This is a genomic window from Amycolatopsis cynarae, from assembly GCF_026802195.1.
In the GTDB taxonomy this organism is placed as follows: domain Bacteria; phylum Actinomycetota; class Actinomycetes; order Mycobacteriales; family Pseudonocardiaceae; genus Amycolatopsis_E; species Amycolatopsis_E rhizosphaerae.
Window position 1 is genome coordinate 2,625,525 of the sequence record NZ_CP113836.1, and the last position, 13,096, is coordinate 2,638,620.

At 69.4% G+C, this 13,096-nt stretch carries 13 protein-coding genes; 4 read left to right on the forward strand and 9 right to left on the reverse strand.

Translation table 11 applies throughout. The features are described 5' to 3' along the window. Positions 1–98 precede the first annotated feature (98 nt). Positions 99–1,487: an MFS transporter gene (locus ORV05_RS12395; RefSeq protein ID WP_268758624.1), complete on the forward strand. Its 1,389-nt coding sequence runs from the start codon at positions 99–101 to the stop codon at positions 1,485–1,487. Between the two features lie 75 nt (positions 1,488–1,562). Here the strand turns inward: ORV05_RS12395 and ORV05_RS12400 are convergent, their stop codons facing one another. Continuing rightward, on the reverse strand, positions 1,563–2,786 hold the full coding sequence (locus ORV05_RS12400; RefSeq protein WP_268758625.1) for an oxygenase MpaB family protein: 1,224 nt from the start codon (positions 2,784–2,786) through the stop codon (positions 1,563–1,565). A gap of 158 nt (positions 2,787–2,944) precedes the next feature. Here ORV05_RS12400 and ORV05_RS12405 point away from each other — a divergent pair, with 158 nt between their 5' ends. Then, positions 2,945–3,625 (forward strand): TetR/AcrR family transcriptional regulator, encoded by a 681-nt coding sequence (locus ORV05_RS12405; protein ID WP_268758626.1) that lies wholly within the window; start codon positions 2,945–2,947, stop codon positions 3,623–3,625. Between the two features lie 520 nt (positions 3,626–4,145). Here ORV05_RS12405 and ORV05_RS12410 read toward each other — a convergent pair. The 6 genes from ORV05_RS12410 to ORV05_RS12435 form a co-directional block, all read right to left on the reverse strand. Then, positions 4,146–4,595, reverse strand: coding sequence for a nuclear transport factor 2 family protein (locus ORV05_RS12410; protein WP_268758627.1), 450 nt, complete (start codon positions 4,593–4,595; stop codon positions 4,146–4,148). 186 nt (positions 4,596–4,781) lie between these two features. Continuing rightward, positions 4,782–5,543, reverse strand: a complete 762-nt coding sequence (locus tag ORV05_RS12415) for an SDR family NAD(P)-dependent oxidoreductase (RefSeq protein ID WP_268758628.1) — start codon at positions 5,541–5,543, stop codon at positions 4,782–4,784. Then, complete coding sequence (locus tag ORV05_RS12420) at positions 5,540–6,481, reverse strand: BKACE family enzyme (RefSeq protein ID WP_268758630.1); 942 nt, start codon at positions 6,479–6,481, stop codon at positions 5,540–5,542. The genes ORV05_RS12415 and ORV05_RS12420 overlap by 4 nt, the downstream gene beginning before the upstream one ends. After that, the gene (locus ORV05_RS12425) at positions 6,481–7,287 is read right to left on the reverse strand and encodes an HpcH/HpaI aldolase family protein (RefSeq protein ID WP_268758631.1); all 807 of its coding nucleotides are present in this window, start codon (positions 7,285–7,287) and stop codon (positions 6,481–6,483) included. The genes ORV05_RS12420 and ORV05_RS12425 overlap by 1 nt, the downstream gene beginning before the upstream one ends. Further along, on the reverse strand, positions 7,284–8,150 hold the full coding sequence (locus ORV05_RS12430) for a cupin domain-containing protein (RefSeq protein WP_268758632.1): 867 nt from the start codon (positions 8,148–8,150) through the stop codon (positions 7,284–7,286). The genes ORV05_RS12425 and ORV05_RS12430 overlap by 4 nt, the downstream gene beginning before the upstream one ends. A 43-nt stretch (positions 8,151–8,193) precedes the next feature. Continuing rightward, entirely contained in the window at positions 8,194–9,084 is an 891-nt protein-coding gene (locus tag ORV05_RS12435; RefSeq protein WP_268758633.1) for a DUF6282 family protein, read from the reverse strand. 230 nt (positions 9,085–9,314) lie between these two features. On the opposite strand from ORV05_RS12435, the gene ORV05_RS12440 reads away from it, so the two are divergent. Beyond that, entirely contained in the window at positions 9,315–10,646 is a 1,332-nt protein-coding gene (locus ORV05_RS12440) for an MFS transporter (RefSeq protein ID WP_268758634.1), read from the forward strand. Positions 10,647–10,698: 52 nt separating this feature from the next. Here ORV05_RS12440 and ORV05_RS12445 read toward each other — a convergent pair whose 3' ends face one another. Next, positions 10,699–11,499: an IclR family transcriptional regulator gene (locus tag ORV05_RS12445; RefSeq protein ID WP_268758635.1), complete on the reverse strand. Its 801-nt coding sequence runs from the start codon at positions 11,497–11,499 to the stop codon at positions 10,699–10,701. Positions 11,500–11,647: 148 nt separating this feature from the next. On the opposite strand from ORV05_RS12445, the gene ORV05_RS12450 reads away from it, so the two are divergent. Continuing rightward, on the forward strand, positions 11,648–12,124 hold the full coding sequence (locus ORV05_RS12450; protein WP_268758636.1) for a MarR family winged helix-turn-helix transcriptional regulator: 477 nt from the start codon (positions 11,648–11,650) through the stop codon (positions 12,122–12,124). A 3-nt stretch (positions 12,125–12,127) separates the two neighbouring features. On the opposite strand, the gene ORV05_RS12455 is transcribed toward ORV05_RS12450, so the two are convergent. Next, complete coding sequence (locus ORV05_RS12455; protein ID WP_268758638.1) at positions 12,128–13,090, reverse strand: zinc-binding dehydrogenase; 963 nt, start codon at positions 13,088–13,090, stop codon at positions 12,128–12,130. Positions 13,091–13,096: the final 6 nt, after the last annotated feature.

The window sequence follows — 13,096 nt, forward strand, 5'->3', positions numbered from 1 at the left end:
AGCGCTTTCCCATCAGAACTCGGTCGATTCCGAGGGTGACCCTGTCAGGTCCACCCTGGTCCGTTGTCCGGCCGGAGCGAACGCCGCATTGTGGTGCGGTGCCTACAGAACTTGCTCCCGGCCGGCCGCCGGCCGTCCCTGACGCGAGGGCGCGCTGGACCTTGTTCGCCGCCTGCTTCGGTTTCCTGATGGTCGGGTTGGACGCGACGATCGTGAACGTCGCGCTGCCCACCTTGGGGCGGGAACTGGGCGCGGGGCTGGCCCAGTTGCAGTGGGTGGTGGACGGCTACACCCTGATGTTCGCGGCCCTCCAGCTCATCGGTGGCTCGCTGAGCGATCGGCTGGGCGCGCGGCGCGCGTTCGTGGTGGGGTTGAGCGTGTTCGTGCTCGCCTCGCTGGGGTGCGGGGTGGCGGTGTCGCCGGAGATGCTCATCGCGGCGCGGTTTGTCCAGGGGATCGGCGCCGCCCTGCAGTTGCCGTCGTCGCTGGCGATGATCCGGCACGCCTACCCCGATGCGGAGCGGCGGACGAAGGCGCTCGGAGTGTGGGCGGCGGCAGGCGGGGGTGCCGTGGCGGCAGGGCCGGTGCTCGGCGGTGTGCTGCTCATCGCGCTGGGATGGCGATCGCTGTTCCTGGTCAATCTGGTGATCGGGCTGGGCGGGCTGCTGGCGGCGGCCATGGCGCCCGCGGCGCCGGGTGGCGGTGCCGCCGGAGAACGGCGGCTCGACCTGCCGGGCCAGGTGGCGGTGATGCTGTCCCTTGGCGGCCTGACCTTCGGGCTGATCGAGGGAGGCACCGTGGGCTGGACCAGGCCACTGGTGGCGGCCGCGCTGGTGGTGGCCGTTGTCTGCGGGGCGTTCTTCGTGTGGTGGGAACGGCGGGTGCCGGACCCGATGCTGCCGATGGGGCTGTTCTCGCGTCCCGCGTTCTCCTCGGCCTCGGTGGCCGGTTTCGTGCTGAACTTCGCCTACTACGGAATCGTGTTCCTGCTGAGCCTTTTCCTGCAGAACGAGCGGGGAGACTCGGCGCTGACCACTGGCCTGGTCTTCCTGCCGATGAGTATCGCCACGACGGTGTCCAATGTGGTCGGTGGCAGGCTGAGTGGGCGGTTCGGCACCCGGTTGCCGATGGTGGGCGGCCAGTTCGTGTTCGCGCTGGGACTGCTGGGGCTGCTGCTGGCCGGGCCCGGCGCGCCGGACTGGGTGATCTGGCTGGTCACGATCCCGGTGGGGCTCGGCTGCGGGGTCGCGGTTCCGGCGCTGACCGCCGCGGTGCTGGAGGCGGTCGAGCCCGCGCACGCCGGGGTGGCCTCGGCGGAACTGAACACGGCCCGGCAGATGGGCGGTGCCGTCGGGGTCGCCCTGTTCGGCACCCTGATCGCGGGTGCCTTCGTCCCGGGCCTCCGGTTGTCGTTGCTCATCGCCGCGTTCGCACTGCTGGCGAGTTCGCTGGTGACGGCCTGCTGGGGCCGCAGACGGCTCCGCTGACGATCTCGGACGGTCCGCCGGTCCGGGAGGGCTCCGACCTCCCGGACCGGCAGGAAACCAGCCGCACGGGAGTGTTCAGAACGGGCGGTTGGCGTTCGGGATTTCGATGCTGATGGGCTTGGCTTCGGACAGGAAGAGCAGCGCCGCTTGGCGCAGGAACTCGTCGAAGGTCCAGTAGGCCGCCGGGGCCGCGGGGAAGGGCAGCAGGCCTTCGCGGACCGCGATGAACGGCCCCCAGGCTTCCCGCAGGAGCGGGTCCCAGACCGGTTCCGCGGGGATCTGGAGCCATTCGGCGATCTGGTCGCCGAGCATGAAGCGGGTGAAGGCACCGAGCACGTGCGAGGTCAGGATGCCGCCGTCGATCGAAGAGCCGAGGTTGAGCAGGATGTGGGCGAGGTCGGCCCCTTCGCTCGTCGGAGCCAGCACCGGGTCCAGGACCTGCGCGGCCTGGGCGTTGGCCTCGTCCCAGGAAGCGGGGGTGTATTCGTCCATGATGCCGAGCAGGTGCGCGGTCAGCTGCCACGAGTGCAGGAAGGCTTCGGACTCGGCGGCGGGGATTGGCACCTTCCAGGCCGTCAGCCTCCGCATCACGGTCGTGGGCAGGCTGTGCCAGGTGACCAGCATGTCCCGCTGACTGATCGGTATCGTCTGGTCGGCGGTCTGCGACCAGTAGGGCGACTGCGGAAGCAGGTGGCGCACAGCCGCGTGCACGAGCCGGGTCTTGACGCAGGTCACGATCATCTCGCCGTCGGGCTGGAACGCGTTGCGGGTCCCGAGGTCGTAGCCGAGTTTGGCGGTCTTGGAGATGCGGTCCTTCATGTTCGCGCCGCCCTTCGAGTAGTACACGGCGCGCGCTTCGTGGGGAATGACCGTGCTCATCATGCCGCTGGCCAACCCGTACAGCACCCCGAGGTAGAGCCCCCGCTTCTCGTTGAAATCGAACGCGGTGGCCAGCTTGCCCTGATCGGCCCAGGACGGCAGGCTGCGGGCCCGTTCCATGAAGTCCCGCAGGTCCGCGGGCAGTCCGTCGGGCAGCGGCTGGCCGTTCTTGGTCCAGGTCCGCAGTGCCTCGTTGACCTTCGGGACATCGCCCCGGTCGATGATCGAGGCGAGCAGCGGATCGGCCTCCGGGTCCCACACCCACCGCGGGTCGGCGCCGTCGCCCGTACCCGCCACCGAACCCTGGGACGACCATGTCCACAGCGCCTGCGCCTGCGCGGGCGCGGTGAGACCCACCGCGCCGAGGACCCCCAACGCCCCACCAGCCTTCAACGCGTGGCGCCTGGTGATTTTGTCCATGTTTTCACTTCTCCTCGAGACCGGGAGCAGTTACACCGAGACTGATACAGTGATACGCAGTTCGATTCTCTGTATCAGACCAATGACACCACGGAGTGTCGGCCATCACAAGACCTAAGCTGAAAGCGCGAGTTGGATCGGGTGCCGAGGAGGTGATCGTGGAACCTGCGCCGTCTCCCTTCGCGACGCCGCCGGGCTCGGAGTCGCTGCTGGAACGCGCCTACAGCGACGCGGTCGAGCGGGTGGACGAGGTGGACGAGAACCGCGGGCGCGTGCTCGACGCGGCGTACGAGCAGTTCTGCCGGATGGGGATCCAGCGGTCCACCATGGAGGACGTGGCGCGGCGCGCCGGGGTTTCGCGGATCACCGTCTACCGCCGGTTCGCCACCAAGGACGCACTGGTGGAACAGGTGATCCGCCGGGAGTTCCGCCGCTACTTCGACCAGTTCCTCATCGACATCGAGGAGGCCGCGACCGTCGCCGACCGGGTGGTGGTGGGCTTCGTGAGCTCCTTGCGGGCCATCCGCCGCAACCCGCTGATCGGCGGCCTGATCACCGTCGAACCGGACCTGCTCGTGTCCTCCATGATCACCGACAACGGAGGGATGCTCGCCACGGTGCGGCAGTTCGTCGCGGGCCAGCTGCGCCGCGAGCAACGCGCGGGCCACGTTTCGAGCGAACTGGACACCGATCTCGTCGCCGAGATGATGGTCCGGATCTCCGCCTCCTTCCTCGTGATTCCCAGCCGGATCGTCGATCTCGACGACGACGGGCAACTGGCCGCGCTGGCCCGGCGGTTTCTGGTGCCCATGCTCCGGCCACCCGGCGCGACGGAATGACGCTCAGGAGAGCCGCTGAGCAGGCTCGTCGACCGGAACCGGCCGAACTCGGCGAGAGCACCGATCGCGGCGGCCACGCGATCGGTCACCTGAGTGCTCACTTCCGGAAGGTACTGAAGATCGATGATGAGATCGAGATCGGCGGTCTCGATTCCTAGTTGCCGGAGAACGCTTTCCCAGTGCGCACGATTCACCTTCGTGGTCCGGACGCGAAGCGCACCGCCGAGGCCGTGTTTCCCAATCGGCGGAGCCGCCTGCGCAGGCGCGGTATCAGGGCGACCATTCCGGTCCCAGCAGACCGGATCCGTAACCGCCGGAAACCCGGCTCCCGAGGCGGTCGGCCGCCGAAGTTCGACAAGACCGACCACCACGAGCGCCACGCGGCCGAGTGAGGATCAACCGCCGCAGGCGACACCGGGCCGTGGCCACGAGGTACGACAAGCTTGCCGTCCGCTACGAGGCGACCGTGCTGGTGGCAGTCCTCAACGAGTGGCTGTGACCAGCGGGTTTGTTGTCGACCTCAGTCTGACGGTGTGGGCACGGCGCAGGCATCGGCGATAGCCCGCGTGTCCCAGTAGAACGGACGAACCTCGGTGATCCGCCCGTCCTTGACCGTGATCGCTTGCAGAATCGGGAAGCTGAGTTCACGGCCGGTCGCACGAGCGCGAGCACGGACCTGTGTGAGCACGACCGCAGTCTCACCGGTGGCAAGAAACTCCTGCTCCACCATGTCGAACGACTCCCACGTCTCTCCCATCATGAGGAAGAACTGCGTCATGCCCTTGTGCCCACGCCAAGTGCCGCCATAGGGCAGAGCATCTGCTTGATGCAGCTCGACATCCGGCGCAAAGAAGGGGGCGAGCAGGTCGAACGAAGCCTCGCCAGGGCCTCCTGCCGCCAGGTATTCCGCCTCAGCCGCATACATGCCGGTGAGGACTGTCGCCGAGTCCGTAGTGGATGACATCGTCATGCCGCCAGCATGGTCACCACAGGAAGATCTTGCTGGCGGCAATCGGACATCGCGTTTGCGGAGGAGCCGGCACTTTCGCAACACGCACCAGGCTGCTTACCGCGTTCTACGGTAGATCACCTGGCCGGCGGAGGGGATCCGCCACACGCCGGAAAGTCGTTTACCCACATCGTTTTCGGCTGGGCATCAGGCGAGGAACCCGCCGTCCACCGGGAGCACCGCCCCGCTGAGGTGGCTCGCCCGGTCGCTGAGCAGGAACGCCGCGGTCGCGCCGACCTCCGCACCCGTCCCCGCCTTGCGGAGCGGGGTGGCGGCGATCCGGGCCTCGACGCCGCCTGGGATCGTCCGCCGCAGTTCGTCGAGCATGGGCGACTCGGTGGGGCCGGGCGCGAGCGCGTTCACCCGGATACCGAGTGGCCCGAAGTCGTGCGCGGCGGTGCGGGTCAGGCCGATGACGGCGTGCTTGGTGGCCTGGTAGGCACCCATGCCGGGGCTGCCGCGGAGGCCGCCGATGCTGCTTACGTTGACGATCGAGCCCGCACCCTGGCGTTCCATGACGCGCACTTCTTCGCGCAGGCACAGCCAGGTGCCCTTCACGTTCACGGCCATGATCCGGTCGAAGTCGGCTTCGGCGACCGCGTCGAGGCGTCCGCCCTGGCCGATCGCCGCGTTGTTGTAGGCGCCGTCGAGCCGGCCGAACCGCGCGACCGTGGCATCGACGAAGGCGGCGACACTCGCCGGGTCGGTCACGTCGCCGGGCGTGTACGCCACGTCGTGCCCCTCCGACGTGAGCTCTTTCGTCAGCGCGGCAAGCGGTTCCTCGCTGCGGGCGACGAGCATGAGTGCCGCGCCGTCTTCGGCGAACACGCGGGCGGCGTCCGCGCCGATCCCCGTGCTCGCGCCGACGACGAGGACGACTTTGCCGGAAAGTGGCGGCCGAGTGCTCATGAGGCCTTGCCCTCCTTGGTCTTTTCGATGGCCCGGAGCGCGAGCATCTCGCGTGCGTCGTCCGGGGTGGCGATCGGTTTGCCCAGGTCCTCGACGACGGCCCGGATCTTCCGGACCTGCTGGGCATTGCTCTGGGCGAGCCTGCCCTTGCCGATCCACAGGCTGTCCTCGAGGCCCACCCGGACATGGCCGCCGAGCCAAGCGCTGTGGGTGGCGAACCGCATCTGGTGCTGCCCGGCGGCGAAGGCGGAGAAGAAGTAGTCCTCGCCGAAGAGCTTGTCGGCGATGCGCACCATGTGTTCCAGGTTCGCGTGGTCCGCGCCGATACCGCCGAGGACGCCGAACACGCCCTGGATCAGCAGCGGCGGCTTCGCCAGGCCTCGCTCCACGAAGTGGGCGAGCGAGTACAGGTGCCCGATGTCGTAGCACTCGTACTCGAACCGGGTGCCGGACTCGCCGAGCGTCCGCAGCGTGTGCTCGATCTGGTCGAAGGTGTTGACGAAGGGGTGGGAGTAGGTGTTGAGCACGTAGGGCTTTTCCCAGTCGTGCTTCCACTCGGTCACCTTGTCGGCGATACCCGAGTACACGAAGTTCATCGAGCCCATGTTCAGCGACGCGAGTTCGGGCTTGAGGTGCAGCGCGGCCGCGAGCCGCTGTTCCATCGTCATCGACGAGGCACCGCCGGTGGTGATGTTGACGACGGCGTCGGTCCGCGCGGTGATGCCGTCGATGATCCGCTGGAAGACCGCCGGTGCGAAGGTCGGCCGCCCGTCCGGTTCCCGGGCGTGCAGGTGCACGACGGCGGACCCGGCCTCGACGGCCTGCACCGCGGCGTCGGCCACCTGCTCGGCGGACAGCGGCAGGTAGGGGCTCTGGGACGGGATGTTGACCGACCCGGTGATCGCGGTGGTGATGATGACCTTTTCGGCTGCCCGCATCAGTCCTCCCGTTCGGTGCCGGCCCGGCCCACGGCCGTCCTGAACGCCGCGACCAGCCCGCGCGCGGCTTCGGCCAGCATCGACGTGTCGTTGCTGAGCAGGACGAAATCGCAGCCGTCCCGCACGGCCTGCGCGGCCCTGTCCGGCACGCCGCCGAAGGCGAGCCCGCACCGCTTTCCGGCGGTGTGCGCGGCTTCGATGGCCGAGTCGATCAGGTGCCGCACCTCGGGGGAGGCCGGTGTCGTCCCCATCGACAGCGACAGGTCGGCCGCTCCGACGAACACCGCGTCCACGGTGTCCAGCGCGAGGATCTCCGGTGCGGCCTTGATCGCCTCGACGCTTTCGAGCTGGGGGATGAAGAGCACGTCGTCGTTGCCGGTGGCGAGGTACTCGGCGTTCGGTCGCAGGCCCCACGCCCCCGCCCGGCTGGTGCCGCCCGCGCCGCGGATGCCATGAGGCGGGAAACGGCAGGCCCGCCCGGCGGCGGCCGCCTGCTCCGCCGTGTCGACGTGCGGCACGAGGATGCCCATGGCGCCCGCGTCGAGGATCTTCTGGATCGCCGACGGTGTCGTGTCCGGCACCCGCACCAGGGGCACCACGTCCAGCGCGGCGGCCGAGTTGATCAGCCGGTAGGCGGTCTGCAGGTCGAGCGGCGCGTGCTCGAGGTCGATCACGACGAAGTCGAACCCCGCGTACGCCATGATTTCCACGGGCTCGCCCGAGGCGATCTTCAGCCAGGTACCGACCGGGGTGGTGGCCCGGTCCGGGGCGAACAGCCCGGCACCCGTTCGTCGTGGCGCGTTCACGGCATCGGGTAGTCGTCGGCGTTGAGGACCCACCCGAGTTTTTCCGAGAAGTCCACCCGGGGCGGGCTGAAGATGTCGATCAGCTGGTTCACCCCGGGAGCGCTCGCCGCGGAGGTGTGCACGGTGGGCGGCGGGATGATCGCGACGGACGGGCTGCCGAGCCGCACGTGCTCGTCGTCGCGCCAGCCGGTGCTGTCGTTGAGCCAGGGGGTGCGGATATGGTGCACGTATTCGCCTTGCACGGCAAGGGAAAGCTGCTCGAAGTCATCGTGGTGGTGCGGCGAGAGCCTGCGCGGGTCGCGCGGGCCGTCCTGCTCGGGCAGGAAGTTCACCATGAACGAGCGCGTGCGGAAGATGCGGCCGAACCGCCGGGGGTCGTCCGGCACCTCCGACAACGGGTAGAACCGCACGACCGGCTGCCCCACGGGCTCCGGCCACCGCCGCAGCAACGCCACGCGCGGGTGGTCTTCGGTGTAGGCGCCGGCGTTGACCGGCCGGTCGCGCCACGCCGGTTCGGTGGCCTCGAGCAGCCGGACGAGCGGGCCGTCGCCGTGCACGCTGATCCGGGAGGCGCCGGGCGGGACGACGACGAGTCCGGGGGAGGAGACGTTCGTGGCGCCGTCACCGGTGAGCACCGTGAAGGCGGGCGAGGCCGCGGTGACCACGATGGCGAGCTCGCCCTCGAGAGTTCCGTTGTCGAGTTCGTCGCCCGCCCGGGCTTCGGTGTGCACGAGGATGACGTTCTGCGCGCGCACGACCGGAGCGGTGCGCAGGTCGAAGTACTGGGCGGCGGCGATGGCGGTGCCGCTGTCGGGGCGGGTCGCGGTGGTGAGCGAGGACCGGGGATCGTCCTTTTCGTACACAGGTTGTCCTTCCAGAAACACGTGAACGACTTCGAAACACGTTCTAGGCGTCGAGGTTGAGCAGGTAGGACGGGTTGTCGCGGACCATGCGTCGCAGGTCCTTCTCCGGCAGGCCGAGGTCGAGCAGCGCCTCGCCGACCCGCAGCCACGCGTCCACCGGCTTGGGGTTGACCTGCTGGCCGAAGTCCGAGGCCAGCACGATGTGCTCGGGGCCGAGTGCCTCGATCCAGGCCAGCAGCCGTTCCGGGGCCCACTTCTGGGTTCCTTCGGGGTCGTACATGCCGACCTCGTGCTCGACGAAGGCACCGAGCGCGACGAGTTCGCGGCACAGGTCCGGTTCGGCGCCGATGACGAAGTCCGGGTGGCTGACGACCATCCGCGTGATACCGCGGTCCTTCGCGGCCTGGAACAGGGTCCGGATGTACTCGGGGTACATGTGGCCCCCGTTGACGACGGCCTCCCGCTCCTTGATCTCGTCGAGGATCTCGCCTGCCTCGGGCTTCAGTTCGCCACTCTCGTCGACGATGTCGATGCGCTCCAGGGTCAGGGGGACGGTGGTGGTCGGGAAGGCCCCGTCCTCCGGGTGGCACTCGATGTGCCGTCCGGACGAGATGGTCGGGAACCACACGACCTTGCCGCCCATGCGCAGGCACATCCGCACGGCGTGCGGGTTGAGCCCGCCGACGGTGCTGTTGAGCGCGATGCCCCCGTACACGGTGGCGGCGACACCGGCGAGACGGTCCTTCATCGCGAGGACGTCCATCTGGGTGTTGTGGTGGTGGGACTTCGCGACCATCGCGCGCATCCCGATCCGCGCGCCGTCCTGCGCGGCCTCGACGTGGTCGAAGCGCCGGGGGAACGGGCTGGGGCCGGAGTGGACGTGCATATCGACCAGGCCGTCCAGGACGGAGGTGATGGCGGGACGCTGGCTCATGGAGACCGTCCTTAGTTCGCATTGTGAAGTGCATGTTCACTATAAGACTGCTTGTCAAGCCATCTAGCGCTCTTGTGTCGCCAACTGTGCTCGTTTACGGTATAGGCTGTTCACTTCGTGAACACGCGGTTCGGAACTTCGCCGATGATGTGCCGGAACCGCGGGTAGCCGGCAGCCGATCCCGGAGGACGACGATGTCCACACCGCCCCCCGCCGCAGAGTCGCAGTCTGTGGCCGGTCCCAGAGCCCCGCACGGTCCGGACCTCGCCAAGGTGCGCGCCGCGGTCCGTGGCGGGACGCTCGCCTACTTCGTCGACCAGTTCGACATCTACCTGCCGATCGTGGTCCTGGCGCCGGCGACGGCCTACTTCCAGGCCGCGAACCTGAGCGCGGGCACCACCGCCGTGCTCGCGTCACTGGTGTTCGCGTCGACGCTCATCGGCCGCCCGCTCGGCGCGGTGATCTTCGGGCACTTCGCCGACACGGTCGGGCGCAAGCGCGCGACCCTGGTCGCGGTCGGCGGGTTCGGCACCATCACCCTGCTGACCGCATGCCTGCCGGGCCACGAGACGATCGGGATGTGGTCGGTCGGCCTGCTCATCGCGTTGCGGTTCGTCGACGGGATCTTCCTCGGCGGCGAGTACACGACCGCGGTGCCGCTGGCGATGGAGTGGAGCCCGCGGCACAAGCGCGGCCTCTACGCCTCGATCATCACCTCGACCTCCCCCGCCGCCTACGCGATGATCGCCGCGATCACGCTGCTGATACTGCAACTGCTGCCGTCCTCCGGGCCGCACAGCGCCTACGTGCAGTGGGGCTGGCGAGTGCCGTTCCTGGTCGGCGCGCTGCTGGCGGCCGTGCTGTTCCGCTACTACCTCAAGCAGGTGCACGAGCCGCGGGCGGAGCTGACCGGGGAGCGGCACAAGCTGCCGCTGGTGCGGCTGCTGGTGAAGTACCCGCGGGCGCTGGCGCAGGTGTTCGTGCTGATGACCGGCACGTGGCTCGCGACCAACATGGAGGCCGCCGTGACACCCGCACAGCTGAAGGCGCACCTGCGGTTGTCGAGCCAGCAGGTCACGCTGACCATGCTCGTGATCAACGCCGCGGCCGCGCTGTCCTACCCGCTTTTCGGCATGCTGTCCCAGCGCATCGGGCGGCGCCGGTTCTACATCGGCTACGGCCTGGCCGTCCTGCTGGCCGGTGCGGGCTCCTACACCCTGCTGATGGACTCGGACGGCGGTTTCGGCGCGGCGCTGGGCTTCGGTGCCGCGATCGGGGTGTTCACCGTCGGCACGTTCGGCCCGATCGCCGCCTACCTGACCGAGCGGTTCCCGGCGAGCATCCGGTCCACCGGCTACGGCGTCGGGTACAGCCTCGCGCTCATCGCCCCGGCTTTCTACCAGTTCTACCTGCAGCAGCTCGACGGCATCCTGCCGGAGCACCTCGCCCCGGCCGTCCTCATCGCACTGGCCGGCGCGCTGATCAGCCTCGGCGGTTTCCTCGGCCCGGAGACGAAGGACGTCGACATGTCCGACGACAGCACGATCCCGGCACTGTCCTGATCGGACGGTGGCGCCAGGCCGGGACCCGGTCTGGCGCGACCGCGGTCGCCCGCTACACCGCCCGGCCGAGGTCGTCGGGCCGGTAGTGGCCGCCGAGCTCGTGGGTGAGCTCGCGCGCGGTGCCGACGACGAGGTGTAGTTCGGGGGCGTCGCCGGACATCGACAGCGTGTTGTCCGGGCCGACGATGGCGATGGTGGCGCAGATGCCGTACTCGTCGAACACGGGCGCGGCCACCGCGACGATGCCAGGGGTGCTCATCGCGGCGCAGTGGCCCACGGCGCGCACCCGGTCGACGTCGGCGCGCAGCTCGTCCCGTGCCGCCCCGGACAGGTTCCCGATCAGCCGCTCCATGGACAGCTGGTCCGGATGGTAGGCGAGGAAGACCTTGCTCTGCGCGGTGTCCAGCGGCAGGTGGCTGCCGACCCGCACGGACACCACGACGATGGTCGAGACGTTTTCCTCCACCCGGGACACCACCGGGCCGGTGAGGCCCCAGAGGCTGAGCACCACGCTGGTCTGCGTGGCGCGCGCGAGCGCCTGCATGTGCCGCGGGGCGAGGTTGACGACGCGGCGGTGGCCGATGGCGAACGCCCCCAGCTGCAGCAGCAGGCCGCCGGGGATGTACTTGCCTTCGTTGTCGCGTTCCAGCAGTCCCGCCGCGACGAGGGACGTGCAGTACCGGTAGGCGGTGGTGCGGTTGAGGCCGAGCCGCTCGGCGACCTCGCCCGCGGTCACCTCCGGCGTGGCCGGGTCGAACAACGACAGGATCTGGCTCACCCGGCTCACCGCCTGGATGTCCGCCTGGTCACCCCGTTCCCCGCGGGCGTCCGGCGACCGCGTCGGTTTGGTCACGGGAGCCTCCGCTGGACGGTGATCGAGAACTGACTGGCGTGTTCACTTGGTGAACAGGGTCAGGCTACCCGACCCGGCGCCGGGAACCCGCCGCGTCCCGGGGATCGGCTCCGGCCAGGGCCGTTCACCTGCCGCTACACTATATTCCATGGCACTGAAGTCGGGGCGTGGCGCGGTGGACCTTCCGGGTTTCTTCGCCGATCTCGTCCGGTGCGAGACACGGCTCTACAACGCCTTGAACGACCGTCTCCGGGAGCGGCACGGGATCGTCACGTCGCAGTTCGAGTTCCTGCGCTACCTGCGGGACCACTCCGGGGCCCGGGTGGCGGACCTGGCCGCCGAATTCGCGATCGGCATCGGCGCGACCAGCAAGGGCACCGACCGGCTGGAAAGGCAGGGATGGGTCGTGCGGCAGCCCAATCCGTCCGATCGCCGCTCGTCGCTGCTGGCCCTGACCGAGGACGGCCTCCGGCTCGTCGAAGCGGCGGAGGACACCTTCACCGAGCGGTTGACCGAACTGCTCGGTCCCCTTCACGGCAGCTCCCGGCTCCCCGCCGCCGCGCAGGCCCTCGCGCAGTTGCGTGCCGCGCTCGAGCGCGACCAGACCGGCCTGCCCACGGGCTGACGGCTACGGTGCCAGTACGATCCTGCCGAACACTTCCCCCGTGTCCATTTTCCGGTGTGCCAGTGCGGCCTGGTCCAGCGGCAGGAGTTCGTGCACCACGGTGCGCAACTCGCCACGGCTTGCGGCGGTGAACTGTTCCGTTCGCACGGCACGCCGATCGGGGCCGGGTACGGTGGCGGCGCTGAAGGTGGCGAACGACATCGACTTCTGGAAATCCGCCATCATCTTCGTCCCGAAGTCCGCCGGTGGCGGGCCCGCGACCGCGCCGACGACCACCAGGCGGCCGTTCGGATTGAGCCGGTCGAAGAAGGAGGGCAGGTCCGCCCCCGCGACGACGTCGATGATGACGTCGTAGCCCACGGGAGCATCCGCGCCTCCCGCGCCCGAGCGGTCCAGCACGTGGGTCGCGCCGAGCGCGCGCAGGCGATCGCCGCGCTCGGCCGACGACGTCGTGACCGCCACCGCACCAGCCCCACCGCGAGCCGCGAGCTGGACCGTGGTGATCCCGGTGCTGCCGGCGGCACCGCGCACCAGCACCGATTCGCCGGAAGCGAAGCGGGCATGGGACAGCCCGAAATGGGCCACCACGCCGGAGCTGCCCAGCGCCACGGCGTCCACAGCGGACAGGTTCGCGGGCAGGGGGACGATCTCCTCGACCGGGGCGATCGCCTGTTCGACATAGCCGCCACCCGTACCGGTGAACGCCCACACGCGCTGCCCGATCCAGGAGGAGGCGACGCCGTCGCCGACCGCAGTCACGGTCCCCGCCACCTCACCCCCGGGGATGTGGCCTTCCTGGAAACCGTAAGCCGCAAGAGCACCGCGCCGGATCACGGCGTCCACGCCGCCGACGCCGATCGCCTCGACGGCGATCAGCACCTGTCCGCCGGCGGGAGCGGGGGCGGACAGGTCCAGGACTGTCAGCCCTCCCGGATCGCCGAACTTCTGAATCATGACCGCTTTCACCGCTGC

Excerpts from the sequence above, each read along its gene's own strand:
- ORV05_RS12420 (WP_268758630.1), bottom strand. The coding sequence starts at position 6,481 with ATGCGGGCAGCCGAAAAGGTCATCATCACCACCGCGATCACCGGGTCG.
- ORV05_RS12450 (WP_268758636.1), top strand. The coding sequence starts at position 11,648 with ATGGCACTGAAGTCGGGGCGTGGCGCGGTGGACCTTCCGGGTTTCTTC.
- ORV05_RS12400 (WP_268758625.1), bottom strand. The coding sequence starts at position 2,786 with ATGGACAAAATCACCAGGCGCCACGCGTTGAAGGCTGGTGGGGCGTTG.
- ORV05_RS12410 (WP_268758627.1), bottom strand. The coding sequence starts at position 4,595 with ATGACGATGTCATCCACTACGGACTCGGCGACAGTCCTCACCGGCATG.
- ORV05_RS12435 (WP_268758633.1), bottom strand. The coding sequence starts at position 9,084 with ATGAGCCAGCGTCCCGCCATCACCTCCGTCCTGGACGGCCTGGTCGAT.
- ORV05_RS12415 (WP_268758628.1), bottom strand. The coding sequence starts at position 5,543 with ATGAGCACTCGGCCGCCACTTTCCGGCAAAGTCGTCCTCGTCGTCGGC.